Here is a 23,688-nt window from a genome sequence, read left to right as displayed (position 1 = left end):
ATCGCACAGGAAAGTGGAAGCCACTTTTCGGCTCGATGCCGAACGGCGCGCCGGATCGCCGCCGCCAGGCGGGCAGGGCCGTGCCCGGCTGGAATCGAAAGGGCCCCCCGGCGTTGCCGGGAGGCCCTGTTCCGTTCACGGGAGCTGGATCGCTCCGCGAAAGCCCTCTCAGGCCGCCGCGGCGTGCTGGCGCTCGCCATGCTCCTCCGCCGCATGGCCCTGGCGGAAGGTGAAGCGGCCGATATGCTCGGTCAGCGCCCGGGTCTGCTCGTCGGTGAGCGCGAGCGCGGCATTGGTCTCCTCGACCAGTGCGGCGTTCTGATGCGCCATCGTGCCGATGCCGTCGATCTCGGTGTTGATCGCCGAGACGTCGCTGGCCTGGCTGCGGGCGGTCTGCGAGATGCCGTTCATCAGCCCGGTCAGCTCGTTCACCGAAGAGACGATCGCACCGAACATCGCCGAGGTCTCCTCGACCAGGCCGACGCCGACCTTGACGTCTCCATGCGCGGCCTCGACCAGCTTCTTGACGTCGTTCGAGGCATCGGCCGAGCGCTTGGCCAGGCTGCGCACCTCGGTCGCGACCACCGCGAAGCCCTTGCCGGCATCGCCGGCCCGCGCCGCTTCCACCGCGGCATTGAGCGCCAGCAGGTTGGTCTGGAAGGCGATCTCGTCGATCATCGCGATGACCTCGGAAATCTTGCTGGAGGACTGGCGGATGCGCTGCATCGCTTCCAGCGCCGAGGCGACGACCTGCTCGCCCTGCTGGGCGCGCTCTTCGGCGCCCTGCGCCATGCCGGTCGCCTGGGCGGCCTCGCTCGCGGTCTTCTTCACCGTGCCGGCGAAGGCGCCGAGCTGGTTGGTCGCCATCGAGACCGCGTTGCTCTCCTCGCTGGTGCGCTCGGCGAGATCGGTGACGCCGTCGAGAATCTCGCTGGTCGCGCTGCGTACGGCCGAAACCGTCTCGGCGAGGCGGGCGAGCGTGCTCTCGAACTCGTCGGCGAGCGCGTTGGTCCCGTCCTTGAGCTCGGCGAAGGCGCCCTGATACATCCCCTCGATCCGGGTCGAGAGATGGCCGGCCGACAGTTCCGCCAGCACGTCGCAGGTCTCCAGCAGGCCGGTCTGGACCGTCTCCAGCAGCGTATTGACCGAGCCGGCGAGCGCATTGAGCTCGGGGTCGGCGAACTGCGCCGCGACGCGCTGGGTGAAATCGCCGGCCGCGGCGGCCGCGACGACGACGCCGAAGGCCTCGCCCAGCTCGCGCATCATCTCGCGGCGCTGCTCCTGCGCCCGTGCCTCGTCCTCGACCTTGGCGAGCTCGGCGGCGCGCAGCGCCACCGCATTGTCGCGGAAGAGCAGGACGCTCTTCGAGATATCGGAGATCTCGTCATTGCCCTTGGTGTCGACCACCGTCTCCAGCGCGCCGTCGGCGATCGCCCTGGTCGCGGCCCAGAGCCGGTTGAGCCGGCCGACGATCATCGGGCGGACGAAGAAGAAGGACAGTGCCAGCGCCACCAGCAGCGAGGCGATGCCGATCGCGGCCAGCGTATATTCACTGCGCTCGATCACGGCCTTGGTCGAATCGCGCCCGGCGATTGCACCACCGCGCGCCGTCGCCACGAGCTCGCCGACCTCGCGGCGAACCCTCTCCGCCGCCTGGTCGAGATTCTTCAGCCCGGCCGCGATCGCGGCTTGCGTCGCGAGCTCGCGCTCGCGAATGGCGACGAGGCCGCCGGCGCCCTCGCCGAGATCGGTCACGGCATTGACCGCCTGGCCGCGCGCCGGATTGGCCTGGAGCATATCCGCCGCCGTCAGCAGGCCGCGAACCTGGCCGAGCTGCGCCTTGAGGCGCGACTTGGCATAGTCGAGCTTCTCGCTGTTTTCGGCCTGCGAGATCTCGCGCAGCAGGCCGACCGTCTCGCTGATCTGGAGCTGAAGCGCCTGGGCGGTCTGAAGCGAGGACAGGTCCTTGTCGAGCACCTTGGACAGCGCGGCGTCGAACTCGGCGCCGCTCATCTGCGCCGCGCTGGTGATGTTCATCTTGACGTTGAACTGGGCGTCGGCCGTTTCGAAATCGGCCATGGCGCTGAAGCCTTCGCGAGCCTTCGACAGGGCCGTAAGCGCGGTGGCCGTATCGGCGGCGTTGCGCAGCCGCTCGCCGGTCAGGTCGTTGATGTCGTTGATCTGGCGGGCCAGGTCGTCGATCGCCGCTTGCGGCTTGGACTTGTCGACCTTGCCCTGGTCGGCGATCCGTCGCAGCAGTTCCAGCTGGCGCGCCTCGACCGTATCGAGCTCGCCGGTCAGGGCCGCGCGCTGCTGCAGGGTCGTCACCTGGCTGAAGCGCGCCGCCAGCGCCGTCGACTGCGTCGCCGCCTGCGACAGCTCGAGCGCGAGCTCGACCACCGGCATCTTCTGGCCGACGAGGTCGTCGACCGTCTGGTCGACGCTGGTATAGGAGAACCAGGCCACCGAGGACGAGACGATGGTCAGAGCCGTCATCACGCCGAGAGCGGCGTAGATCCGGGGCGCGATCCCGATCCGCAGCGGCTTGCCCTTACGCACGGGCTTGGCTTTCGTCATGAAGTCGTACTCCGGATTCACGCAACGCTGGAGAGGAGTTCGGAACAGGAGAAGCCGCCGGCCCGGGCCGGGCCCGGGCTGGTGCGATCGTGCGGCGGACATGGGAATCCCCTCCCTCCCCCGGCACGCAGGCCAGGCGGCAGGATCCGCATGCGGCATCGAAAGACCATGGAAGTCCCCTGGCCGGGGCGTATCCCCGGTCTGGAGCGCAGCATCGTCCAAATGCGCTTAAAGAACGCTTAAAAGTGGATTCTTTTGAATCACTCTCCCGGCAGAGGGATTCACCTGACGTTAGAGGAGGTTAAGTTTCTTTAACCTTCAAGCTTCGGCATCGGCCCGAAAAGTGGCGCGCGGTTTTCGGATCGAGCCGACGCAGGATCACGAACCGGGAGCATCGGGCTGGATGGAACATTCAGTCCGCTGCTTTCGGCACTGGGCGGGGCCGGCCCTCCTCGTCGATCGCGACGAAGGTGAAGGTGGCGTCGGTGACCTTCTCGTGCAGCGTGGTGCGGAAGCGCTTGGCCCAGGCCTCGACATGGATCTTCATCGAGGTGCGGCCGACGGATTCGATCTCGGTATAGACGCTGAGCACGTCCCCGACCTTGACCGGGCGGAAGAAGGTCATCGCGTCGACCGCGATCGTGACGACGCGGCCTTGCGCCCTGTCGACGCCGGCGATGCCGCCCGCCTGGTCCATCCGCGACATCACCCAGCCGCCGAAGATGTCTCCATTGGCGTTGGTGTCGCCCGGCATGGCGATCGTGCGCACGGTCAGCGTCCCGCGCGGGGCGTCATCGGGTCCGTCAGCAGCAGGGCTCATGGGCATCCTTCGGGCAGGCGGGGAATCCGCGCGGCCGATGATGCTGACGCTTGGACATACGCGCAAGCGGTTGCGATGCCGCCGCGCTCAGCCCGCGACCTGAAGCGGCGGCGAGGGGCGTTGCCGTGCCCGCAGCATCAGCCAGCAGACGACGCTGAGATTGACGAGGTTCCAGGCGAGCCCGTTGAGGAAGGCCATCCTGTACGAGCTGAAATAGTCGAAGATCACGCCCGAGAGATAGCCGCCGAACGCCATGCCGAGCACGGTGACCGACATCACCAGGCCGATGCGCACGCCCGCCTGCTTCGCCGGCAGATACTCGCGGATGACGACCGCATACATCGGAACGATGCCGCCCTGGAACAGCCCGAAAATGCCGCTGACGACATAGAGCGACTGCAGGCCGTCGAACCAGAGATAGAGGAACAGCGCCACGCCCTGCATCAGCGAGCCCAGCGCCAAGGTCGCCGCCCCGCCGATGCGGTCGGCGACGAAGCCGGAGCCGATGCGGCTGACGATGCCGAGCAGCATCATCAGCGAGAGCATCTCGGCGCCACGCGCCACGCCGTAGCCGAGATCGCCGCAATAGGCGACGATATGGACCTGCGGCATCGCCATGGCGACGCAGCAGGCGAAGCCCGCGACGCAGAGCAGGAGCTGGAGCTGGCCGGCGCTGAGGCCGAGATCGCCGCGCGCCCCGGCGCTGCTGGCTTCCGCCGCCGCCATCGTCGCGGCCGTCGGCTGCCGCCGGAAGAACGGAGCGAGCGGCAGCATCACCACCAGCGTCGCGATGGCGATGCCGAAATGCGTGGCGCGCCAGCCATGATTGGCCATCCCCCAGGTGATGACCTGCGGCCAGAACACGCCGGCGAGATAGCTGCCCGAGGCGCCGCAGACCACGGCAAGGCCCCGGTGCTTGCGGAACCAGTGCGACAGGTCCGAGATCAGCGGCGAGAAGCCGGCGGCACTGCCCATGCCAATCAGCAGGCCATGCGCCAGCGCGAACTGCCAGAGCGACTGCGACATCGCCGCGGCGGAATAGCCGGCCGCGAGCAGGAAGGCGCCCATCAGGATCGGCACCATGATGCCGTAGCGATCCGCGACCCGGCCCATGATGATGTTGCCGGCGCCGAAGCCGAGCATGGCGAAGGTATAAGGCAGCGAGGCCCCTGCCCGCAGCGTATCGAACTCGCCCTGCATGGCCGGCAGCACGACGACGACCGACCAGGAGCCGACGCAGGCGATCGTGCCGATCACCAGCGCGACGGCGAGCCGCAGCCAGGCATAGGGGGAATCGGGTTGGTAGCGGTCGGCGTCCTGGGACATGTTTCCTCGGCGGCCACATCTTGGAGATGGCTCTTCTCCGGGCAGCTTTAGCGCCTGGAAACCGCCGGGCAAGCGCCTGCAAGGCAGCCCTGCCGCGCGCCTGCGGCAGGAATGCCCGCTCTCACACCGGCGGAGCCACATCCATTGAAACGCGGGTCATCCCCGGCGACCGCAGGGAGACCCGGGATCCATTCCGGAACCTTTCCGATGAAGGCTCAGGCATGGATCCCGGATCTCCGCTTCGCTGCGTCCGGGATGACCCGCATGTCTAATCGATTGGATACAGCAAGCAGCCTCAGCGGAAGACGCGGTCGCCTTCCATGTCGACGATCTGCTGGCCCTTCACCAGGGTGAAATCGGCGGCCTCGGCCTGCCCCGCGAAACGGTCGGCCCGGATGAAGCGATGGCTCCTGGTCTCGCCGTCGACGACTTTCTCGATCACGCCGCAGAGCTGGTACTGCCCGCCCTCCTGATAGGGCGTGGCATGGATGGTGAAGCCGTTATGCTCGATGCTCTTGACCGGGCCGGCAGGCTTGTCCTCGGCCGGCTTGCGGCCACCGAACAGCGATTTCAGGAAGGACATGGCGGGCGCTCCTCGAACCGGACGTCGGGACTATGCCGGACAAGTAGCCCCGCCAGCCGCCGCTGCCAACCCGAGACCTTGTCCGGGATTGGACTTGAAGCCCTCATCCTGAGGAGCGATCCGCAAGGATCGCGTCTCGAAGGATGCTTCAGGAGGCTCCTGAGCTATAGCTATCTGGAACATCCTTCGAGACGCCGCTGTTGCGGCTCCTCAGGATGAGGGCTGACCTTCCAAACAGGCTTTGAGTGCCACAGAAATCGCTTGGCAGCGGCTGCGGCTTTCCCTATGCAGCCGCGATCGGGCTTCGGTCCCGTTCGTAAGCGTCTCACGTCAGGCAACGCATCCAACCGGCATGAAGCCGTATCGGATGCACCCGAACGGCCTGTCCCTTGCGAAAGCCTGTCCATGACCAGCTCGACCTACCCTCGCCTCCCCGCCCGCTATGCCGGCGTCGTGATGCCCTTGATCCTGTCCGGACTGATGACGCTGGTCGTCTCCGGCATCTCGACCGTGAAGGTCCTCGGTCTCGGCCCGGAGTTCCTGCGGGCATGGCCCCTGTCATGGCTTTTGTCCTGGCTGGTCGCCTTCCCGACGCTGCTCGTGCTCCTGCCTTTGGTCCGGCGCCTCGTCGCGCTCGTGGTGGCGCCGCCGGCCTGAGCTCTCAGGCGCCGAGGTGGAGGGCGATCTCGCGTCGATGCGGCCGCTGGCGGTGCTCGAACAGATAGATGCCCTGCCAGGTCCCGAGCGCGAGACGCCCGCCCATCACCGGGATCGAGAGCGAGACCGGCGTCAGCGCCGCCTTGATATGGGCCGGCATGTCGTCCGGCCCCTCGTCGCGATGGACGAGATAGGCCATCGCCGGATCGTCCGCCGGCGGCACCAGCCTGCGGAAGAACGCGTCGAGATCGCGGCGCACATCCGGGTCGGCATTCTCCTGGATCAGGAGCGAGCATGAGGTATGGCGCACGAACAGCGTCAGCAGCCCGCTCGCCTCGCCGCTATCCCTGACGAAGGAGACGGCGCGATCGGTGAACTCGTAGAGCCCCGGCCCGCGCGTCTCGACGCTCAGGATCGCCTGCCGCGCCATCAGCGCTCGGTCAGCGCGAGCTTGGCGCCGAGCGCGACGAAGGCGGCGGCGAAGCTGCGCCGGATCCAGGCCATCACGGCCGGACGGCCGATGACCTTGTCGCGCATCGCCGCGGCGAACAGCCCGTAGAGCGCGAAGACGATGAAGGTCATCGCCATGAACACGCCGGAGAGCTCCAGCATGCGCGCCATCGGGCTCGCCTCGCCGGCGGCGATGAACTGCGGCAGGAAGGCGACGAAGAAGATCGAGAGCTTGGGATTGAGCAGATTGAGCGCCAGCCCGTCGCGCAGCACGAGCCAGGCCGAGCGCGCATCGGATTTGGTCTCGACCTTGAGCGCGCCATGCTCCTTCAGCGTCTGCCAGGCCATATAGAGCAGATAGGCGACACCGGCATATTTCACGATGGCGAAGGCGAGCGCGCTGGCATGCAGCAGCGCCGCGATCCCCATCATCGCCGCAATCAGATGCGGCACGATGCCGATCGTGCAGGCAAAGGCCGCGAGCACGCTCGCCCGGGAGCCGCGGGTCAGCCCGGCGGCGATGGTGTAGATCGCGCCCGTTCCCGGCGATGCGACGATGATCAGCGAGGTCAGCAGGAATTCCGGGGACATCGGCGCCTCCAAAAACAGGATGCGCAGGAAGCCCTCTCCCGCAGCGAAGATCAAGGTCCCGCCGCGCCTTCAAAACTTAGGTATTGACCTAAGTGTTATCGACACGCTATCGAGGCGCATGGACGCAACCCAGCCTGCCCTCGACGACACCTTCCGCGCGCTGTCCGATCCGACGCGCCGGGCGGTCGTCCAGGCGCTCGGCCGCGGGCCGGCCTCGGTCAGCGAACTGGCGAAGCCCTTCGAGATGGCGCTGCCGAGCTTCCTCCAGCATCTCAAGGTGCTCGAGGATTGCGGCCTCGTCGCCACGCGCAAGGCCGGCCGGGTGCGCACCTGCACCTTGCGGGCGGAGCCGCTCGCCGCGGCCGAACATTGGCTTGAGGCGCAACGCACGCTCTGGACCAGACGCCTCGACCAGCTCGACCGGCTGGTGCTGCAACTGAAACATCAGGAGGACAACGGATGACCGATACGCATGCGACCGCCTTCGACCCGGCACTCGACCTCGAATTGCGGCGCGAGACGGACGTTCCACCGCGCCTGGTCTGGCGCGCCTGGACCGAGCCGAAGCTGCTGATGCAGTGGTTCACGCCGGCGCCCTGGAAGACGACCGCCTGCGAACTCGACCTGCGTCCCGGCGGCAAGTTCCACACGGTGATGGAAGGGCCGAACGGCGAGAAGCACGACAATAACGGCTGCGTGCTGGCCGTGGTGCCGGAAACCTTCCTGCTCTTCACCGATGCGCTCGGCCCGGGCTTCCGCCCGATCGAGGGCGGCTTCATGACCGCTTCGGTGACGATCCAGCCGACCGCGACCGGCACGCTCTACATCGCCCGCGCCTATCACAAGGATGCCGCCGGCAAGAAGCAGCATGAGGAGATGGGCTTCCACGACGGCTGGGGCACAGCCTGGGAGCAGCTGGTGGCGCTGGCGCGCACGCTGTAAGGCCATTCCAGCCCCGACGAACGAAAGGGCGCCATCGGCGCCCTTTTCTCTTCGCCCCCCACGCGCTCGCCATGCGGAAAGCGCTAGCGCGCCATCCAGAAGCAGAGCTGGCCCGCATGGCTGTTGCCGCTGAGCAGGTACTCCTCGGCGACCATGTTGATGCCATTGAACAGATCCCAGTGATCGCCGTTCACGCGCTGGAAGAACAGGAACGACGTGCTCTTGTCGCCCTCCGTCTGGTAGCAATCCTCCAGGTAGAGCACGCCCTTCTTGCCGAGCACCGAGCGCCAGACCTTGTTGGAGATACCCTGGACATCCGGCTCGCCATAGACCCGCCTGACGCGCGGTTCCAGCTCCGCCGCCCGGATGAAGAAATTGGCGCTGAGCGTGGTCAGCGGGCGAGCGCCGCCCGCGGGACCGGAATCGGCGTTCACCTGGGTTGCGACCTCCGCCAGTTTCTCGATCGTCGCATCGTCCTCGGACGGCGTCAGCCGGAGCGTATAGCCCATGCAGATGGCGCAGCGATTGGTCTTGTCGCCGATGGTCTTCTTCGCCCACGGCCGGACCGTGGCGAAGCGTTCGGCAAGCGCGTCATAGGTGAAGGGGAGCATGAGCAGTCTCCGGGCCACAAGGCGCGGCAGACTGGCCAGCGGCCGGCCCGACGGCATCCTACGATCGCAGGAGAGCCGGTCCAGCGCAGCGCTATGCACCGCCTAAAGAAAAACCCGCCCCCGCAATGCGGAAGCGGGTCTCCTTCCTGCTCGGCAGAAAGCCGCGTCGCCGTCAGTTATCCAGGAAGCTCCTGAGCTTCCGCGACCTGCTCGGATGCTTCAGCTTGCGCAGCGCCTTCGCCTCGATCTGGCGGATGCGCTCGCGGGTGACGCTGAACTGCTGGCCGACCTCTTCGAGGGTGTGGTCGGTGTTCATGCCGATGCCGAACCGCATGCGCAGCACTCTTTCTTCGCGCGGGGTCAACGACGCGAGAACTCGCGTCGTTGTTTCACGAAGATTGCTCTGGATCGCGGCGTCGATCGGCAGGATCGCGTTCTTGTCCTCGATGAAGTCGCCGAGATGGCTGTCTTCCTCGTCGCCGATCGGGGTTTCGAGCGAGATCGGCTCCTTGGCGATCTTCAGGACCTTGCGCACCTTCTCCAGCGGCATGGCGAGCTTCTCGGCCAGCTCCTCCGGGGTCGGCTCGCGGCCGATCTCGTGCAGCATCTGGCGCGAGGTCCGCACGATCTTGTTGATCGTCTCGATCATATGGACCGGGATGCGGATCGTGCGGGCCTGGTCGGCGATCGAGCGGGTGATCGCCTGCCGAATCCACCAGGTTGCGTAGGTCGAGAACTTGTAGCCCCGGCGATACTCGAACTTGTCGACCGCCTTCATCAGGCCGATATTGCCTTCCTGGATCAGGTCGAGGAACTGCAGGCCGCGGTTCGTGTACTTCTTGGCGATCGAGATCACGAGGCGCAGGTTGGCCTCGATCATCTCCTTCTTGGCCTGACGGGCCTCGCGCTCGCCCTTCTGGACCATCAGCACGATCTTGCGGAATTCCTGGATCTCCAGGCCGGTCTCGGAGGCGAGCGTATGCACCTCCTCGCGGAGCTGCTTGATCCGCTCCAGCTCCGCCGCGACGAACTCCTTCCAGCCGCGCGAGCCGAGCTTGGAGACGCGCAGGACCCATTTCGGGTCGAGCTCGCCGCCGACATGCTGCTTGAGGAAGTCGTCGCGCGCCACGCCATAGCTCTCGGCGAGGCGCAGCAGGCGCGTCTCATGTCCGATCAGGCGCTTGTTGATGTCGTAGAGCTGCTCGACCAGCGCCTCGATGCGGTTGTTGTTGAGCGAGAGCGACTTCACCGCGGTGATGATGTCGTCCTTGAGCTTCTTGTACTTGCGGTCCTGCGACGGCGAGAGCTTGGCGTTCTCCAGCCGGCCGGCGATGTCCTGGTCCTGCAGGCGACGCAGCTTCTTGTAGTCGTCGGCGATGGCGTTGAAGGTTTCGAGCACGCGCGGCTTGAGCTCGGCCTCCATGGCCGAGAGCGACACGTTGTTCTCCATGTCGTCATCGTCCATGTCCGGCGGGCTCTCGCCTTCCGGGGTCTCCTCCTTCTCGCCTTCCTCGGCCTCTTCCTCGCCGGCCACGGTCGGGTTCTTGCCGTCGGGACCGGCATAGGTGGCTTCGAGATCGATGATGTCGCGCAGCAGCACCTTGCCGTCGACGAGCTCGTCGCGCCAGATGATGATGGCCTGGAAGGTCAGCGGGCTCTCGCAGAGGCCCGCGATCATCGCCTCGCGGCCAGCCTCGATGCGCTTGGCGATCGCGATCTCGCCCTCGCGCGAGAGCAGTTCGACCGAGCCCATCTCGCGCAGATACATGCGGACCGGATCGTCGGTGCGCTCGGTCGGCTCCAGGTTGCGCTTGGTCTCGACCGGCAGGGTCTGGCGCGAGGCGTCGACGAGATCGCCGCCCTCGGCCTCCTCCTCGTCGGCGCCGCCATCCTTGCGGTTGGCGCGCTCCTCGCCGGCGGCTTCCGGGTCCTCGTTGTCGACGACGTTGATGCCCTGCTCGCTGAGCTGGCCGAGCACGTCCTCGATCTGCTCGGAGGTGAATTCCTCCGAAGGCAGAACCTCGTTCAGTTCGTCATAGGTGACATAGCCGCGCTTCTTCGCGAGCTTGATCATGCGCCTTACGGCCTGATCGGTCAGGTCGAGCAACGGGCCGTCGGTAGTCGGGGGGGCATCCGGCGCGACCTGATCGGTCTTTTCCCGTTCGCTCGCTTTAGTCGCCATCAATCAGCGCTCCGCACTCGCGCCGGCCCTGGCCGAGAAAGCCATATACCGACGCATAAAAGGGCGGCGCGACCGCAGGCCCGGCGCGCTCACCCACCCAAATCCAGTTGCAGATGGCACCAGACGTCGTTGACGAATCGTGAACCACCCGACAGCTTGCGCGCGCAGGACCCGCGTCCACCAATCGCTGGGCGATCAATCCTCGGACATGGCCTCGGTGCCTTCGATCGTCTCGAGGCGGGCCTTCACGTCCTTGATCCAGGCGAAATTGGCTTCGGTCGCGTCGTCAGCCAAGGCGCGCTCGGCTGCTCTCAACTCGCTATTTAGCGTTCGCGCGCGATGATGCAAGACGATGGCCTGATGAATCGAGTCGAAAACCGATTCAGGATCAGCATCTTGCGCCAGTTTCAAACGCTCGGCCGGGCCTGTGACGGCCATCAGATGGCCCTGCGCCTCCCTGACTCGCGGCTGCGCCAGCCGATTCGCCAGCGTCTCCCGGTCAAGCGTGTCCTCGACCGCATCGAGCAGCGCCTGCCGGAAGCGCTCGGCCGCCGGCCCGTCGAGCGACAGCTCCGCGATCTCGTCGGCGCAGCGCAGCAGCAGATCGGGATGGCTCGCCAGAGCGAGCAGGATGAAGGCCTCGCGCTGGTCCTCGCCGCGCAGCTTCGCCACCAGACGTGATTGCGTCAGCGCGCTCGACGCCTTGAGCGGCCCGGCGAGCCAGGGCGGCACCTGCCGGCCGAACCCGCCACGCTGGGGGGCTCCACCCCGGCCGCGCTGAAAATGTCCGCCGCCGCGCTCCGGCCGCGCCGGCGCGGCGCTAGCGAAGAGCTGCGCCAGCCGCTCGTCCATCTCGCGACGGTAATGCTTGCGCGTGGTCTCGTCGCGGATCTGCCCGAGCGGCTCCTTCAGGCGCCGCTCGAAGGCCGCGCGGCGCTCCGGCGTATCGAGCGGACCGGCCTCGACCTCGCGCTGCCAGAGCATATCGACCAGCGGGCGCGCCGCCGCGACCACCTCCGCGATCGCCTGCCGCCCGCCGGACCGGGCGAGGTCGTCGGGATCCTGCCCATCCGGCAGCAGGGCGAAGGAAAGCGACTTGCCCGGCTCCAGCAGCGGCAGCGCCAGATCGATCGCCCGGCTCGCGGCCTTGCGGCCGGCCTTGTCGCCGTCGAGGCAGATCACCGGCTCGTCGGCCATGCGCCAGAGCAGGCCGAGCTGGTCCTCGGTCAGCGCCGTGCCAAGCGGCGCCACACTCTGCGGAAAGCCTGAGAGCGACATGGCGATGACGTCGACATAGCCCTCGACCACCACAACCTGCCCGGTGTCATGCGCGGCCTTGCGGGCATTGTGATGGTTGAACAGCAGGTGGCCCTTGTGGAAGAGCGGCGTCTCCGGCGAGTTCAGGTATTTCGCCGCCACCTCCGCGCTCATCGCCCGCCCGCCGAAGGCGACCACGCGTCCCCGCGCATCGTGGATCGGGAACATCACCCGGTCGCGGAAGCGGTCATAGGGCACGGCGATCTCATCGCCATGCACGAGCAGCCCCGCCTCCATCATCAGCTCGGCCGGGACGCCCTTCCCGGCCAGATGGTCGCGCAGCGCGAACCGGTCAGCCGGTCCGTAGCCAAGCCGGAAGCGCGTGCGCGCCTCGCCGTCCAGCCCGCGCGTCGCGAGATAGCGCCTTGCTCCTCCGCCGCGATCGCCCATCAGCTCAGCCTCGAAGAACTGCGCCGCAAGCTCCACGACCTCGTGCAGCCCCTTGCGCTTCTCCTCCTGGACCTGCGCCTCGGCCGTGATCTTCGGCAGGATCACGCCGGCCTCGGCGGCGAGCTTTTCCACGGCCTCGGGAAAGGACAGCCCCTCGGTCTCCATCACGAACTTGAAGATGTCGCCGTTCTTGCCCGAGGAGAAATCGAAGAAGGAGGCCTTCTGGTCGTTGACGAAGAAGGAGGCCGTCTTCTCGGCATTGAAGGGCGAGAGGCCCTTCCACTCGCGCCCGGCCTTCTGCAGACGCACGCGCTTGCCCACGACCGCCGAGACAGGCAGCCGCGCCTTGATCTCCTCAAGGACGGAGGGCGGGAATTTCATGGGGTTCTATCTGGTCCCTGCGAGGCCGCTTGCCAACCGCCGAGACGTCCGAGGCCGAGCTTATGGACGATATCCACAGCGCTCCCCATCTGGTAAAGAAAATCGGAGAAAAGGAAGAAAGCCATGGCGCTCAACATCAAGGACCGCGAGACCGAGGAGGCCGTTCGCCTGCTCGCGCGCCGCCGCGGCCTGAGCTTGACGGAAGCCGTGCGCCACGCCGTCAGGAGCGAGCTCGACAAGGACGAATTGTCCGAGGAGGAGAAGGCGCAGCGCGTGGCGGCCGGGCGGGCTCGAATGGAAGAATTCTACAAGAAATACGGCATCAAGCCGGCAGAGCGCTCCATGACCAAAGAGGAAATGGACGATGCCATCGGCTATGATGAGAACGGCTTCTGGTGAATATCGTCGTCGACACCTCGGCCGTCGTCGCTATCATCACGCTGGAAGCGGAAGCCGACGCCTTTGCCGCCACGATGTCATCGGCAACACGGCGAATCATGACCAGCGTCAATCTGCTCGAAGCCCGGCTGGTCCTGAGCTTCACCAAAAACATGCCGCTGGAGACGGTTCCCGATTTCGTGGCTCGGGAGGGCGTCGAAATCATCCCCTTCGACGGCGCCCTCTCCGATCTCGCTTTCGAGGCCTATGGCCGCTACGGCAAGGGCCGCCATCAGGCCCGCCTCAATATGGGCGATTGCGCCGCCTACGCACTGGCGAAATCCCGCGGCTGGCCATTGCTCTACAAAGGCGACGATTTCTCCGGGACGGATATCGAGCGGGCCTGAGCCCGCTCGCCCCGTCAGCTCAGCCGCCGAGCGCGGCCTTCACCATCGGGCTGACCTTGCCGAAATCCATCTGGCCGGCGTACGCCGCCCGCAGCACGCCGATGACCTTGCCCATGTCCTTGACGGCCGTCGCGCCGGTGTCAGTCACGGCCTTGTCGATCGCGGCCTTCACCTCGTCCTCAGACATCTGCTTGGGCAGATAGGACGCGATCACCGCAACCTCGCCACGCTCGCCCTCGGCGAGCTCCGGTCGGTTGTTGGCGTCGTAGATCGCGATCGATTCCTGGCGCTGCTTGATCATCTTCTGGAGCACGCCGAGGATCTCCTCGTCGGTCGCCTCGCCTTTGCCGGCACCGCGCGCTTCGATGTCCTTTTCCTTCAGCGCGGCGACGATCAGGCGGATCGCCGCGACCTTCTCCTTCTCGCCGGCCTTCATCGCCTCCTTCATATCGGGCATGAAGCGCTCGCGCAGGCTCGTCATCTCGTTGTTCCCTTTTCTCTTGTGCGGCCTGCGCCAGCTTCGATTGACGGGCAGCGCCCGGCTCTTTAAGGCTCGCGTTCCAGACCGGCGGAGTGGATTGCCGCAGCCCCGCCCCCGCATTTTTCCGCTCAAGCGGACTGGACCGAGACATAGACATGACCGCTCCCGAAGGAAACCCCGCCGCAGGCGGCTGGACCGAACCGCGCGCGACCGCGCTCCTCGTCTTGGCTGACGGCACGGTGCTGGAGGGCTTCGGCCTCGGCGCCGTCGGCGAGGCGCCGGGCGAAGTCTGCTTCAACACGGCCATGACCGGCTATCAGGAAATCCTCACCGACCCGTCCTATGCCGGGCAGATCATCACCTTCACCTTCCCGCATGTCGGCAATGTCGGCGTGAACGAGGAGGATACCGAGACCGTCAACGCCGCCGCCTCCTCCGGCGTGCGCGGCTGCGTGCTCCATGCCGCGATCACCGAGCCCTCGAACTGGCGCGCGAACCGGCATTTCGACGCCTGGCTCAAGGCCCGCAACATCGTCGGCATCTGCGGCGTCGACACCCGCGCGCTGACTGCGCTGATCCGCGACAACGGCATGCCGAACGCCATCCTCGCCCATAGCCCGGACGGCGTCTTCGACAGCGAGCGACTGAAGAAGCGGGCCGCCGCGCTGCCTTCCATGGCCGGGCTCGACCTCGTGCCGCTCGTCACCGCCGCGCAACGCTACGACTGGGACGAGACGCCCTGGATCTGGCCGGCCGGCTACGGCAAGCGCGACGGCAGCCAATTCAAAGTCGTCGCCATCGATTACGGCGTGAAGCGCAACATCCTGCGCCTGCTCGCCAAGGCCGGCTGCGACGTCACCGTCGTGCCCTCGACCGCGACCGCCGAGGATATCCTCTCGCTCAACCCGGACGGCATCTTCCTCTCCAACGGCCCGGGCGACCCGGCCGCGACCGGCGAATATGCCGTGCCGGTGATCAAGGAACTGCTCGACAGGAAGGTCCCGACCTTCGGCATCTGCCTGGGTCACCAGATGATGGCGCTCGCCATCGGCGGCCAGACGCTGAAGATGAAGCAGGGCCATCACGGCGCAAACCACCCGGTGCAGGACAAGACCACCGGCAAGGTCGAGATCGTCTCGATGAACCACGGCTTCGCGGTCGATCCGGCGAGCCTGCCGGCGAATGCGGTCGAGACCCATGTCTCGCTCTTCGACGGCTCGAACAGCGGCATCGCGCTGACCGACCGCCCGGCCTTCAGCGTCCAGCACCACCCGGAAGCCTCGCCCGGCCCGCAGGACAGCCACTACCTCTTCACCCGCTTCATCGAACTGATGGCGGCCGAGAAGGCGAAGAAGGCGGCCTGAGGGCTGCGGTTTCAGTATTGGAGCCCTCATCCTGAGGAGCAAGCGAAGCTTGCGTCTCGAAGGATGCTTCAGGAGGCTCCGGTGCGCTCTGGAACATCCTTCGAGACGGCCGCCATGCGGCCTCCTCAGGATGAGGGTTCGGCGGGACGCTGACGGGAGACGGGCATGATCCACCAGTTGCGCATCTACGAGATCTTCGAGCGCAACAAAGCGGCCTTCCATGCCCGCTTCCGCGACCATGCCACGCGGATCATGGCCCGCCATGGCTTCCATATCGTCGCGCTGTGGGAAACGGCGAGCGCCGGACGCACCGAGTTCGCCTACATCCTCGCCTGGCCCGATGCCGAGACCAAGGCGAAGGCCTGGGCGAGCTTCATGGCGGATCCCGAATGGACCGAGATCAAGCGCGTGACCAAGATCGAACATGGTGACATGGTCGGCGCGATCGAGGATCGCGCCTTGACGCTGACGGACTATTCGCCCCCGCTCGATTGACAGCCCGGTCGCTGCGCGGTTTAAGCAGAGCATGACCAGCCTGATGGCCCTCCAGCGCAGCTATTACGCCCCGTCCTCATAGAGGCGGTGGCATTCCCATGTTCAACCGCCGCGCTGGCGGTTGAATTCAGGCAGATCACCCGGCATCGCGGCTCCACCGAGCGAAAACGATGTCCTCCCCGATCAGAACCATCTCCACCATCGGTATCATGGGCTTCGGCGCCTTCGGCCGCCTGATGACCCGCCATCTCCAATCACATTTCGCGCTACGCATCTGCGACCCCGCCAGTGCGCCCGCAGCCGATGCGAGCGGCAAGGGCTTGCGGCCAGCGACGGCGGCCGAAGTCGCGTCCTGCGATCTCGTCATCCTCGCCGTGCCCGTCCCGGCGATCCCCGAGGCGATCGCCGCTCTGCGTCCGCATCTCAGGGCCGGCGCCATCGTGCTCGATGTCGGCTCGGTCAAGATCGGCCCGGCCCGGGCCATGCAGGCCGCGCTGCCCGACGATGTCGAGATCATCGGCACGCACCCGCTCTTCGGCCCGCAGAGCGCCCGCAACGGGCTCGCCGGCCTCAAGGTCGCGCTTTGCCCGATCCGCGGGAAAAGCACGCCGCGCATCGCCGCCTTCCTGCGTCATGTGCTCAAGCTCAAGGTGATCGTCACCACGGCCGATGCGCATGACCGCGAGGTTGCGATGGTGCAGGGCCTGACCCATCTCATCGCCAAGATCCTGGTCCGCATGGAGCCGCTGCCCCGGACGATGACCACGGCGAGCTTCGACCTGCTGATGCAGGCGACAGAGATGGTCCGCTACGACGCACCCAACGTCTTCATGGCGATCGAGCGCGCCAATCCGCACGCCAAGGCGGTGCGCGACCGCTTCTTCGCACTGGCCGAGGAGATGCGGCTGTTCCTGGAGCACGGCGATGGCGGGTTCACGGATACCGCTGAGGCGCATGCCGACAACCAGCTCCTCACCGTTTAAAAAAACGCGGGTCATCCCGGGCGACCGCAGGGAGACCCGGGATCCATGCCGGAACGCGCCCGGAGAAGGTTCCGGAATGGATCCCGGATCTCCGCTTCGCTGCGTCCGGGATGACATGCGTGAGTGCTGACATGAGACCTGCGACGCTGGCAGACCTACCCATCCGGGCCCGCATTCGCCATATCGGTCGCAGTGACCTTCTGATCGCACGACGATGACCGACAATCCCCTGCTCTACCCGGGCGCCGCCCATCCCGACCTGCGCGAGCCGATGATCGCGGAGCTCGTCCGCACGTTCTACGCGCGGGCGCGCGAGGACAAGCTGATCGGCCCGGTCTTCGCGGCCGCCGTCGAGGACTGGGACCACCATATCGGCAAGATCACCGATTTCTGGAGCGGCGTGATGCTGCGCACCGGCCGCTACGACGGCCGCCCGATGCGCCCGCATCTGATCCTGCCGCTGGCGGCTGAGCATTTCGACCGCTGGCTCGACCTGTTCGAGATCACGGCGCATGAGGTCTGCCCGCCCGATATCGCGCAGGCCTTCATCGTCCGGGCGCGGCGCATCGCCGACAGCTTCGAGATGGCCCGCGCCAGCCAGCGCGGCGAGTTCGCAGCGCCCCGGCACAGCTTGCGATGAAAGCGGCCCTGTCGTCATGGTCGGGCCTGTCCCGACCATCCACGTCTTCGCGGGTCGAAGGTCGTGTTCAAGGCGTGGATGCTCGCCACAAGGGCGAGCATGATCCGCGGCGGATCAAGCCGCTCTGGCTTCCCGAGTGAGAAAAGCCCCGATCTCTCCACCATCCGCCCCGGCTTCCCGCGCGATCCGCTCCGCCAAAGCCGCTGCCGACGGACGAAGTGCCCCCAGCGGCCGATCAAGCCAATAAGAAACCGGGTTCAGCGCCTCGCGCTCGTCGACCCTGACGATCCGGCCTGCCGCCAGTTGCTCGCGCGCCAGCGGCGGACGCGCCAGCGCGATGCCGAGCCCATGAGCGGCAGCATCGAGCACGAGGTTGTAATCCTCGAAGCGCCGGTCCTGCGGGCGCGGGCGATAATCCAGCCCCTGTGCGGCGAACCAGGCCTTCCAGCCGGCAGCATCCGAGTCATGGATCAGGGGCTGCGCGAGCAGGCGCTCCGGCGCGCCTTTCCCAATCACGTCGGCGAGCTGCGGCGAGGCGATCGGAAAGCACCATTCCTCGAACAGCTTGAGCGAGAGCCGGTCCGGTGCGCCCCCGCGCCCGCAGCGGATGCCGAGATCGACGCCTTCCTCTTCGAAGTCGACCTTGCGATGCTCGACCTGCAGCACGATCCGCAATGACGGCGTCCCCGCCTCCAGCACGGCCAGCCTCGGCATCAGCCAGAGCGCGCAGACCGACGGTGGCGCGCTGACCCGCACCACCGAAGCGCCGCGCGCCTCGCGCCAGCGCTCGGAAGTGTCGGCGATCAGCGCGAAGGCCTCCTGCGTGCGCTGAAGCAGGCGCTGGCCCTCCGGCGTCAGCGAGACGCCGCGTGCCTGACGCAGGAAGACGCGCAGGCCCAGCCAATGCTCCAGCTTGGCGATCTGCCGGCTGACAGCGCCATGGGTCAGGTTCAGCGCCTCGGCCGCCGAGGAGAAGCTGCCGGTGCGGGCGGCCGCCTCGAAGGCGCGCAGAGTGTCGAGCGGCGGCAGGTTCGAGCTGTGATCCATCCTCACAGCTCATGCGCGAATTGTTCGTTTGTCAATCAGCTCGCCGAGGCGCTTATCGGGAGCAACTTCTCATCACCGATGGAACGACGCCATGTCCTCCTCAAGTTGCGCCTCTCCCGCCCTCGCCTCTGGCACCCAGCGCCTGGACCCGACGCTGGTCTTCACTGTGACCTTCACGGTCATGGCCTGGGCCTCCTCCTTCCCGGCGATCCGCGCCGGGCTCGCCGGCTTCGGTCCGGCCGAGATGGCGGCGCTGCGCTTCGCGCTGGCCGGCGGCCCGGCCGCGCTCTTCCTCATCGCGACACGGGCGAAATTGCCCGAGCGCGGCGACATCTGGCGCTTCCTCGTCGGCGGCGTGATCTTCATTGCGGGCTATGCCCTGCTCCTGAATTTCGGCCAGCGCGTCGTGCCGGCGGGTCCCGCCGCCTTCATCATCAACACCAATCCGATCATGACGGCCGTGCTCGCCATGATGATCCTGGGCGAGCGCTTCAGCCTGACCGCCTGGCTCGGCACGGCCTTGTCCTTCGCCGGCATCGGCGTCATCGCGCTCGGCAAGGGGCTCGATGTCGAGATCGGCATCAGCGTGCTGCTGATTCTCGGCGCCGCCTTCTGCAATGCCATCACCACCGTGCTGCAGAAGCCGCTCTTCGCCCGCTACAAGCCGCTCCATGTCGCCGCCTGGAACATGGCAATCGGCGGCTTCGTGCTGCTGCCCTTCCTGCCCTCGGCGATCGAGCAGGCGCAGGTCGCGCCGAGCGTCTCCTTCTGGTCGGTGGTCTATCTCGCGGTGGTGCCAAGCCTGATCGCCTACGGCACCTGGGCAATCACGCTCTCCCGCCTGCCGGCCGCCCGCGCCTCGAACTTCCAGTATGCCGTACCGCCCATGGCGATGCTGATCGGCTTCCTCTGGCTCGGCGAAATCCCCACGATCTTCGGCCTGATCGGCGGCGCCATGGCGCTCGCCGGGGTGGTCGTCGTCAACCTGAAGCGGTGAGGGGTTTTCGCGGCTTTCCGTCATTGCGAGCGAAGCGAAGCAATCCAGGGGCGGCAGAGCTCCACCTCCCCCTGGATTGCTTCGTCACTTCGCTCCTCGCAATGACGGGGAGCGGGCGCGCCGTTAGAACCCTCTCGCCTCCAGCGCCTTCTCGTCATCCGCGATATAGTCGCGGATGACGGGAACGGCGCTCTTGTGCTGGCCGAGCAGGAGCTGGAACACCATGTCGCCGCCGATATCGAAGGAGATCGAGCAGGCGCAGAGATAGAATTCCCACATCCGCGCGAAGCGCTCGCCCATCATCGCGACGACCTCTTCGCGCTTTGCCATGAAGCGCTCGCGCCAGGCCTCCAGCGTCCAGTGATAATGCCGGCGCCAGAACTCGCAGTCGGACGCCCACAGGCCGGTCTGCTCCTGCGCCGCGAACACCTCCGACAAAGCCGGCGCATAGCCGCCCGGGAAGATGTACTTGTCGAAGAACGGCCCGGTGAAGCCGGGCGGCCCGACGCGGCCGATGCAATGGACCAGCGCGATTCCGTCCGGCGTCAGCAGGTCGCGAATCCCGCCGAAATACTCGCCGTAATGCGCGACGCCGACATGCTCCATCATGCCGACCGAGACGACGCGGTCGAACGTGCCGCCGAGTTCGCGATAGTCCTTGTTGACGAAGGTCACGGCATCGCCGACGCCGGCTGCCTCGGCCCGCCTCGAGGCCGCCGCCATCTGGTCCGGCGAGACGTTGAGCCCGGTCACCTTCGCGCCGCAGGCCTTGGCGAGATAGATCGCAAGCTCGCCCCAGCCCGAGCCGATATCGAGCACGCTCATGCCGGGCTCGATCTTCAGCTTGGCGGCGAGATGGCGGAGCTTCGCCTTCTGCGCAGCCTCCAGCCCGACCTCGGGACTGTGCCAGTAGGCACAGGAATAGGTCATCGTCTCGTCGAGCCAGAGCCGATAGAAATCGGTCGGGATGTCGTAGTGATGCTTGACCTTCCTGCCGGCGACTCCGAGCGGGTTGTGCATCCGCCAGCGCCGAATCTTGAAGCGGACCTTGCGGATCGCCTGCTGCAGCGGGTCCTTGCGCATCTCGCGGCGCTGCAGCCAGAACAGCGTCAGCAGGTCGTGGATCGTGCCCTCCTCGAAATCGATCCGCCCGTCCATGTAGCCTTCGGCCAAAGCGAGCTCGGGATTGAGGAAGAGCTCGCGCTCGACGCGGTTGTCGTGGAAGCGCACGGTGACGGCCGGCGCGGTCTTGGTGACGCCGGCGAAAAGCATTTCCGCCGGTCCGGAGCCGAACACATGCCGCTTGCCGTCCGGCGTGATGACCGTCAGCCGGCCGTGGCGGATGAACCGCTTGAGCAATCGCGGTAGCAGCAGCATGGGCGTCCCCCGTCTCGATTCGCCAACTAAAGCGGAAACGTCACGGCCTCGAAACCCCCGAAGGTTGCGGAGCCAGCCGGCTTATGCGTAGTCATCGGGACAATGCTGCAACCCGAAGGTCGACCGAACACATGTCCTGGCGCGATTTCTGGAATGGCGAGCATTCGATCTACGTCTCGCCGCGCCACAAGGCCCTGCATTATCGCGCCATCGCGACCGACCTGATCGGCCATGTCCCCGCACCCGAGGCCTTTGTCCTCGACCATGGCTGCGGCGAGGCGCTGGACGCCGCCCGCGTCGCCGCCTCCTGCGGCAGGCTCTATCTCTGCGAGGCGGCCCCGAACGTCCGCGACAAGCTGCGCGCCCGGTTCGGCCGCAAGGACACGATCGTCGTGGTCTCGCCGGAGGAGGTCGAAGCCCTGCCGCCGGCCTCGCTCGACCTCGTCGTCGCCAATTCGCTGCTGCAATACCTATCGCGCGACGAGTTGAAGGCGCTGCTGGAGACCTGGCGCGACCGGCTGAAGCCCGGCGGCGCGCTCATCCTCGCCGACGTCATCCCGCCCGATATCAGCCCGCTGACCGACGCCTCGCAGCTCCTCGCCTTCGCCTGGCGCGGCGGCTTCTTCCTGGCAGCACTCGGCGGCCTCGTCCGCACCGCCTTCTCGGACTATCGCAAACTCCGGGCACGATACGGCCTCTCGACCTATACGGCAGACGCGATCACCACCTTGATCCGCGAGGCGGGCTTCGCCGATGTGCAGCGGCCAGAGAATTTCGGGCACAATCCGCACCGGATGACATTCAAGGCGATCAAGGCCGCGGCATAGACGAAAGTAGAATTCGATCCGGAAATCCGACACTTCCGTATCTATCTTCCCTTACGGAATATCATCATACGCCTTGCTTTGACGCTTGAGATATGGCTTTGACCGCGGCTTGCCCCGCGAGATTGCCGTGCAGGACCAGTTCACCTGTCCCTATTGCGAAGCTGCGCTCAACAAGGGCGTGCTGTCCTGCCGTAGCTGCGGCCGGGATCTCACGCCCGTGCTGCCGCTGCTGCGCCGCCTCGAAGCGCTGGAGGAACGGCTCGCCGCCGTCGAGCAGCGCGCCGAGGAGGATCGCGCCGCGCTCGCCGCCGCCCGCACGGCCGAGCCTGTCAGGGCCACCGCCTTCGCGCCTGCAGAAGCGGCCCAGGAGGCGCCGCCGCCCAGCCTCGGGCTCGCGCGCCGGCGCTTCTGGGTGCTGCCTTTCGGCCTCGTGCTGCTGCTGCTCGCCTATTGCGCCGTCATCCTCTGGCTCGACCTGCCGCTCTGGACGCTGCGTCTCGCCTCGATCGCGATCCCGTTCTTCACCGGACTGATCTATTTCGGCATCCGCCCGCGCCTGATCGCCTTCGACATCGGCGTCGCGATCGCCTTCGCGATTTTTTCCGTCGCGACCATGAACGCGTTGCTGGGCTGGCACGACAATATACCGCTCCTTCCGCAGGGGCCGGCAGCCTGGCGCGAGACTTCGTTCTACGCGCTGAGCATCGGCGCCTCGATGTTCTCGGGGATGTTGCTGCGCGTGACGCAGGCTGCGCTCGCCGCGCGCGGCCTCGTCTCGCTGCCGGAACTGCGGAAGGGGCTGCAGGCCGTCCACGGCAAGGTGCCGATGGAAACGCTGAAGACCATCGAAACCACCATTCTCATGGCCGGCACCGCCATTTCGGCAACCGCCGGCCTCATCGCTGCAATCCTTGGAGTAAAATAGGACGATGATGAAGTCTGTGCTCGCTCGGCACATGCTGCCTGCCGTTCTCGCCACCGCCGCCCTGCTGACCCCGGCGCAAGCCGCCGACCCGGTTCATCTCATCACCCGCGAGGAAGCCGGCCTGCCCGCCTCGGCGAAGGCCACCGCCAGCACGCGCAACCTGACACGCGGCCCGGGCATCGACACATTGCCGACCCCGGACAAGGGCGTCGACGGCAAGCCCTTCCGCCTCAACGTGCGCTTCCTGCCGGCCAACAGCGTGCCGATCGATCCCGCGACCGTGCGCGTCTTCTACCGGCGCGATCCGCCGGTCGACATCACCCAGCGCATCAAGCAGTACATCACGCCGAACGGCATCGACGCGCCCTCGGTCGTCGTGCCGAGCGGCAGCCACATCATCGAGATCGAGGCCACCGACAAGGAAGGCCGGATCGGCCGCCGGCAGATCACCCTGACGGTCGCGCCGACCTCGTAACGCCGAACGGGACGGCGTGCGCCCGATGCGTCACGCCGCCCTGTCGGCGAAGCTGAAGAACTTGTGGCCGAGGAACGAGAACACCATCACCACGCCCGTGGTGACCAGTTGCATCGGCAGATAGGGCAGGCCCGCCCGCGCCACGAAGACATGCATCAGGATGCCGGTGAGCACGAAGCCCCCGGCGGCGATCAGGGCGAAGCGCCAGCCGGCCTGGGCGTGGGTGCGCGTCGCGTCGAAGGTCATCCAGCGGTTGAGCGCATAGGAGACCAGCGCGCCGACGATGAAGCCGGCAAGCGTCGCCGGCACGGGATCGATGCGGCCGAGCTCGACCAGCCCGATCAACACGCCGTAATGCGCTATGGCGGTCAGCCCGCCGGCGAGGACATAGGCGGCGAGCTGGCGGAACTGGCGCGGATAGCGGCGAAGCGGCATCCGCGCTTCCTAGAGGATGCCGCAGGTTCG

At 66.8% G+C, this 23,688-nt stretch carries 26 protein-coding genes; 13 read left to right on the top strand and 13 right to left on the bottom strand.

Features of this window, described 5'->3' with window-relative positions; translation table 11 throughout:
- Positions 1–168: 168 nt before the first annotated feature.
- The 4 genes from OCUBac02_RS08950 to OCUBac02_RS08935 form a co-directional block, all read right to left on the bottom strand.
- Complete coding sequence (locus OCUBac02_RS08950; protein ID WP_173045042.1) at positions 169–2,577, bottom strand: methyl-accepting chemotaxis protein; 2,409 nt, start codon at positions 2,575–2,577, stop codon at positions 169–171.
- A gap of 412 nt (positions 2,578–2,989) precedes the next feature.
- The gene (locus OCUBac02_RS08945; RefSeq protein WP_173045040.1) at positions 2,990–3,397 is read right to left on the bottom strand and encodes an acyl-CoA thioesterase; all 408 of its coding nucleotides are present in this window, start codon (positions 3,395–3,397) and stop codon (positions 2,990–2,992) included.
- Positions 3,398–3,484: 87 nt separating this feature from the next.
- Positions 3,485–4,723, bottom strand: coding sequence for an MFS transporter (locus tag OCUBac02_RS08940; RefSeq protein WP_173045038.1), 1,239 nt, complete (start codon positions 4,721–4,723; stop codon positions 3,485–3,487).
- A gap of 295 nt (positions 4,724–5,018) precedes the next feature.
- On the bottom strand, positions 5,019–5,306 hold the full coding sequence (locus tag OCUBac02_RS08935) for an HlyU family transcriptional regulator (protein WP_047582688.1): 288 nt from the start codon (positions 5,304–5,306) through the stop codon (positions 5,019–5,021).
- A 405-nt stretch (positions 5,307–5,711) separates the two neighbouring features.
- On the opposite strand from OCUBac02_RS08935, the gene OCUBac02_RS08930 reads away from it, so the two are divergent.
- Complete coding sequence (locus OCUBac02_RS08930) at positions 5,712–5,963, top strand: DUF2798 domain-containing protein (RefSeq protein WP_173045036.1); 252 nt, start codon at positions 5,712–5,714, stop codon at positions 5,961–5,963.
- A 4-nt stretch (positions 5,964–5,967) separates the two neighbouring features.
- Here OCUBac02_RS08930 and OCUBac02_RS08925 read toward each other — a convergent pair whose 3' ends face one another.
- On the bottom strand, positions 5,968–6,393 hold the full coding sequence (locus tag OCUBac02_RS08925; RefSeq protein WP_173045034.1) for a secondary thiamine-phosphate synthase enzyme YjbQ: 426 nt from the start codon (positions 6,391–6,393) through the stop codon (positions 5,968–5,970).
- On the bottom strand, positions 6,393–7,004 hold the full coding sequence (locus OCUBac02_RS08920; RefSeq protein WP_173045032.1) for a LysE family translocator: 612 nt from the start codon (positions 7,002–7,004) through the stop codon (positions 6,393–6,395). The genes OCUBac02_RS08925 and OCUBac02_RS08920 overlap by 1 nt, the downstream gene beginning before the upstream one ends.
- Positions 7,005–7,122: 118 nt before the next feature.
- On the opposite strand from OCUBac02_RS08920, the gene OCUBac02_RS08915 reads away from it, so the two are divergent.
- Together OCUBac02_RS08915 and OCUBac02_RS08910 are read left to right on the top strand one after the other, a co-directional pair.
- Positions 7,123–7,467, top strand: coding sequence for an ArsR/SmtB family transcription factor (locus OCUBac02_RS08915; protein ID WP_173045030.1), 345 nt, complete (start codon positions 7,123–7,125; stop codon positions 7,465–7,467).
- On the top strand, positions 7,464–7,946 hold the full coding sequence (locus tag OCUBac02_RS08910; protein WP_047579170.1) for an SRPBCC family protein: 483 nt from the start codon (positions 7,464–7,466) through the stop codon (positions 7,944–7,946). The genes OCUBac02_RS08915 and OCUBac02_RS08910 overlap by 4 nt, the downstream gene beginning before the upstream one ends.
- Before the next feature lie 83 nt (positions 7,947–8,029).
- Here the strand turns inward: OCUBac02_RS08910 and OCUBac02_RS08905 are convergent, their stop codons facing one another.
- From OCUBac02_RS08905 to dnaG, 3 genes are all read right to left on the bottom strand, one after another.
- Positions 8,030–8,557 (bottom strand): T6SS effector amidase Tae4 family protein, encoded by a 528-nt coding sequence (locus tag OCUBac02_RS08905; protein ID WP_047579168.1) that lies wholly within the window; start codon positions 8,555–8,557, stop codon positions 8,030–8,032.
- Positions 8,558–8,729: 172 nt separating this feature from the next.
- Positions 8,730–10,739 carry an RNA polymerase sigma factor RpoD gene (gene rpoD / locus OCUBac02_RS08900; protein WP_173045028.1) on the bottom strand — a complete coding sequence of 670 codons (2,010 nt, stop codon included), beginning with the start codon at positions 10,737–10,739 and terminating at the stop codon, positions 8,730–8,732.
- Positions 10,740–10,934: 195 nt separating this feature from the next.
- Positions 10,935–12,827 carry a DNA primase gene (gene dnaG, locus OCUBac02_RS08895; protein ID WP_173045026.1) on the bottom strand — a complete coding sequence of 631 codons (1,893 nt, stop codon included), beginning with the start codon at positions 12,825–12,827 and terminating at the stop codon, positions 10,935–10,937.
- A 123-nt stretch (positions 12,828–12,950) separates the two neighbouring features.
- Between dnaG and OCUBac02_RS08890 the strand changes: the two genes are divergently transcribed.
- On the top strand, positions 12,951–13,226 hold the full coding sequence (locus OCUBac02_RS08890) for a type II toxin-antitoxin system VapB family antitoxin (protein ID WP_173045024.1): 276 nt from the start codon (positions 12,951–12,953) through the stop codon (positions 13,224–13,226).
- Positions 13,223–13,612 carry a type II toxin-antitoxin system VapC family toxin gene (locus OCUBac02_RS08885; RefSeq protein ID WP_244639136.1) on the top strand — a complete coding sequence of 130 codons (390 nt, stop codon included), beginning with the start codon at positions 13,223–13,225 and terminating at the stop codon, positions 13,610–13,612. Before OCUBac02_RS08890 ends, OCUBac02_RS08885 begins: the two co-directional genes overlap by 4 nt.
- Positions 13,613–13,631: 19 nt before the next feature.
- Here OCUBac02_RS08885 and OCUBac02_RS08880 read toward each other — a convergent pair whose 3' ends face one another.
- Positions 13,632–14,093, bottom strand: coding sequence for a GatB/YqeY domain-containing protein (locus tag OCUBac02_RS08880; RefSeq protein WP_173045022.1), 462 nt, complete (start codon positions 14,091–14,093; stop codon positions 13,632–13,634).
- Positions 14,094–14,248: 155 nt separating this feature from the next.
- Between OCUBac02_RS08880 and carA the strand changes: the two genes are divergently transcribed.
- The 4 genes from carA to OCUBac02_RS08860 all read left to right on the top strand — a co-directional run bounded on the left by carA (position 14,249) and on the right by OCUBac02_RS08860 (position 17,575).
- The gene (gene carA / locus OCUBac02_RS08875) at positions 14,249–15,457 is read left to right on the top strand and encodes a glutamine-hydrolyzing carbamoyl-phosphate synthase small subunit (protein ID WP_173045020.1); all 1,209 of its coding nucleotides are present in this window, start codon (positions 14,249–14,251) and stop codon (positions 15,455–15,457) included.
- A 165-nt stretch (positions 15,458–15,622) separates the two neighbouring features.
- Positions 15,623–15,952, top strand: a complete 330-nt coding sequence (locus OCUBac02_RS08870; RefSeq protein WP_173045012.1) for an NIPSNAP family protein — start codon at positions 15,623–15,625, stop codon at positions 15,950–15,952.
- 170 nt (positions 15,953–16,122) lie between these two features.
- A complete protein-coding gene (locus OCUBac02_RS08865) occupies positions 16,123–16,935 on the top strand; it encodes a prephenate dehydrogenase (protein WP_173045011.1) in 813 nt (270 codons plus the stop codon).
- Between the two features lie 214 nt (positions 16,936–17,149).
- Positions 17,150–17,575 carry a group III truncated hemoglobin gene (locus OCUBac02_RS08860; protein ID WP_173045010.1) on the top strand — a complete coding sequence of 142 codons (426 nt, stop codon included), beginning with the start codon at positions 17,150–17,152 and terminating at the stop codon, positions 17,573–17,575.
- A gap of 114 nt (positions 17,576–17,689) precedes the next feature.
- On the opposite strand, the gene OCUBac02_RS08855 is transcribed toward OCUBac02_RS08860, so the two are convergent.
- On the bottom strand, positions 17,690–18,622 hold the full coding sequence (locus OCUBac02_RS08855; protein ID WP_173045009.1) for a LysR substrate-binding domain-containing protein: 933 nt from the start codon (positions 18,620–18,622) through the stop codon (positions 17,690–17,692).
- A gap of 91 nt (positions 18,623–18,713) precedes the next feature.
- Here OCUBac02_RS08855 and OCUBac02_RS08850 point away from each other — a divergent pair, with 91 nt between their 5' ends.
- Positions 18,714–19,619: a DMT family transporter gene (locus tag OCUBac02_RS08850; RefSeq protein ID WP_173045008.1), complete on the top strand. Its 906-nt coding sequence runs from the start codon at positions 18,714–18,716 to the stop codon at positions 19,617–19,619.
- Between the two features lie 123 nt (positions 19,620–19,742).
- Here the strand turns inward: OCUBac02_RS08850 and OCUBac02_RS08845 are convergent, their stop codons facing one another.
- Positions 19,743–20,996, bottom strand: coding sequence for an SAM-dependent methyltransferase (locus OCUBac02_RS08845; protein ID WP_173045007.1), 1,254 nt, complete (start codon positions 20,994–20,996; stop codon positions 19,743–19,745).
- 131 nt (positions 20,997–21,127) lie between these two features.
- On the opposite strand from OCUBac02_RS08845, the gene OCUBac02_RS08840 reads away from it, so the two are divergent.
- From OCUBac02_RS08840 to OCUBac02_RS08830, 3 genes are all read left to right on the top strand, one after another.
- The gene (locus tag OCUBac02_RS08840) at positions 21,128–21,823 is read left to right on the top strand and encodes a class I SAM-dependent methyltransferase (protein ID WP_173045006.1); all 696 of its coding nucleotides are present in this window, start codon (positions 21,128–21,130) and stop codon (positions 21,821–21,823) included.
- A gap of 109 nt (positions 21,824–21,932) precedes the next feature.
- Positions 21,933–22,748 carry a hypothetical protein gene (locus OCUBac02_RS08835; protein WP_173045005.1) on the top strand — a complete coding sequence of 272 codons (816 nt, stop codon included), beginning with the start codon at positions 21,933–21,935 and terminating at the stop codon, positions 22,746–22,748.
- Positions 22,749–22,752: 4 nt separating this feature from the next.
- A complete protein-coding gene (locus OCUBac02_RS08830) occupies positions 22,753–23,223 on the top strand; it encodes a hypothetical protein (protein WP_173045003.1) in 471 nt (156 codons plus the stop codon).
- Positions 23,224–23,253: 30 nt separating this feature from the next.
- Here OCUBac02_RS08830 and OCUBac02_RS08825 read toward each other — a convergent pair whose 3' ends face one another.
- Positions 23,254–23,658, bottom strand: a complete 405-nt coding sequence (locus OCUBac02_RS08825) for a GtrA family protein (RefSeq protein ID WP_047580609.1) — start codon at positions 23,656–23,658, stop codon at positions 23,254–23,256.
- Positions 23,659–23,688: the final 30 nt, after the last annotated feature.

It is taken from the genome of Bosea sp. ANAM02 (assembly GCF_011764485.1).
GTDB lineage: Bacteria > Pseudomonadota > Alphaproteobacteria > Rhizobiales > Beijerinckiaceae > Allobosea.
This window is presented reverse-complemented; position numbering and strand designations above follow the sequence as displayed.

Excerpts from the sequence above, each read along its gene's own strand:
- OCUBac02_RS08915 (WP_173045030.1), top strand. The coding sequence starts at position 7,123 with ATGGACGCAACCCAGCCTGCCCTCGACGACACCTTCCGCGCGCTGTCC.
- rpoD (WP_173045028.1), bottom strand. The coding sequence starts at position 10,739 with ATGGCGACTAAAGCGAGCGAACGGGAAAAGACCGATCAGGTCGCGCCG.
- OCUBac02_RS08940 (WP_173045038.1), bottom strand. The coding sequence starts at position 4,723 with ATGTCCCAGGACGCCGACCGCTACCAACCCGATTCCCCCTATGCCTGG.
- OCUBac02_RS08950 (WP_173045042.1), bottom strand. The coding sequence starts at position 2,577 with ATGACGAAAGCCAAGCCCGTGCGTAAGGGCAAGCCGCTGCGGATCGGG.
- OCUBac02_RS08925 (WP_173045034.1), bottom strand. The coding sequence starts at position 6,393 with ATGGCGCGGCAGGCGATCCTGAGCGTCGAGACGCGCGGGCCGGGGCTC.
- OCUBac02_RS08905 (WP_047579168.1), bottom strand. The coding sequence starts at position 8,557 with ATGCTCCCCTTCACCTATGACGCGCTTGCCGAACGCTTCGCCACGGTC.
- OCUBac02_RS08935 (WP_047582688.1), bottom strand. The coding sequence starts at position 5,306 with ATGTCCTTCCTGAAATCGCTGTTCGGTGGCCGCAAGCCGGCCGAGGAC.
- OCUBac02_RS08825 (WP_047580609.1), bottom strand. The coding sequence starts at position 23,658 with ATGCCGCTTCGCCGCTATCCGCGCCAGTTCCGCCAGCTCGCCGCCTAT.
- OCUBac02_RS08880 (WP_173045022.1), bottom strand. The coding sequence starts at position 14,093 with ATGACGAGCCTGCGCGAGCGCTTCATGCCCGATATGAAGGAGGCGATG.
- OCUBac02_RS08870 (WP_173045012.1), top strand. The coding sequence starts at position 15,623 with ATGATCCACCAGTTGCGCATCTACGAGATCTTCGAGCGCAACAAAGCG.
- OCUBac02_RS08930 (WP_173045036.1), top strand. The coding sequence starts at position 5,712 with ATGACCAGCTCGACCTACCCTCGCCTCCCCGCCCGCTATGCCGGCGTC.
- OCUBac02_RS08855 (WP_173045009.1), bottom strand. The coding sequence starts at position 18,622 with ATGGATCACAGCTCGAACCTGCCGCCGCTCGACACTCTGCGCGCCTTC.
- OCUBac02_RS08850 (WP_173045008.1), top strand. The coding sequence starts at position 18,714 with ATGTCCTCCTCAAGTTGCGCCTCTCCCGCCCTCGCCTCTGGCACCCAG.
- OCUBac02_RS08830 (WP_173045003.1), top strand. The coding sequence starts at position 22,753 with ATGATGAAGTCTGTGCTCGCTCGGCACATGCTGCCTGCCGTTCTCGCC.
- OCUBac02_RS08865 (WP_173045011.1), top strand. The coding sequence starts at position 16,123 with ATGTCCTCCCCGATCAGAACCATCTCCACCATCGGTATCATGGGCTTC.
- OCUBac02_RS08890 (WP_173045024.1), top strand. The coding sequence starts at position 12,951 with ATGGCGCTCAACATCAAGGACCGCGAGACCGAGGAGGCCGTTCGCCTG.
- OCUBac02_RS08860 (WP_173045010.1), top strand. The coding sequence starts at position 17,150 with ATGACCGACAATCCCCTGCTCTACCCGGGCGCCGCCCATCCCGACCTG.
- OCUBac02_RS08910 (WP_047579170.1), top strand. The coding sequence starts at position 7,464 with ATGACCGATACGCATGCGACCGCCTTCGACCCGGCACTCGACCTCGAA.
- OCUBac02_RS08920 (WP_173045032.1), bottom strand. The coding sequence starts at position 7,004 with ATGTCCCCGGAATTCCTGCTGACCTCGCTGATCATCGTCGCATCGCCG.
- dnaG (WP_173045026.1), bottom strand. The coding sequence starts at position 12,827 with ATGAAATTCCCGCCCTCCGTCCTTGAGGAGATCAAGGCGCGGCTGCCT.
- OCUBac02_RS08945 (WP_173045040.1), bottom strand. The coding sequence starts at position 3,397 with ATGAGCCCTGCTGCTGACGGACCCGATGACGCCCCGCGCGGGACGCTG.
- carA (WP_173045020.1), top strand. The coding sequence starts at position 14,249 with ATGACCGCTCCCGAAGGAAACCCCGCCGCAGGCGGCTGGACCGAACCG.
- OCUBac02_RS08845 (WP_173045007.1), bottom strand. The coding sequence starts at position 20,996 with ATGCTGCTGCTACCGCGATTGCTCAAGCGGTTCATCCGCCACGGCCGG.
- OCUBac02_RS08840 (WP_173045006.1), top strand. The coding sequence starts at position 21,128 with ATGTCCTGGCGCGATTTCTGGAATGGCGAGCATTCGATCTACGTCTCG.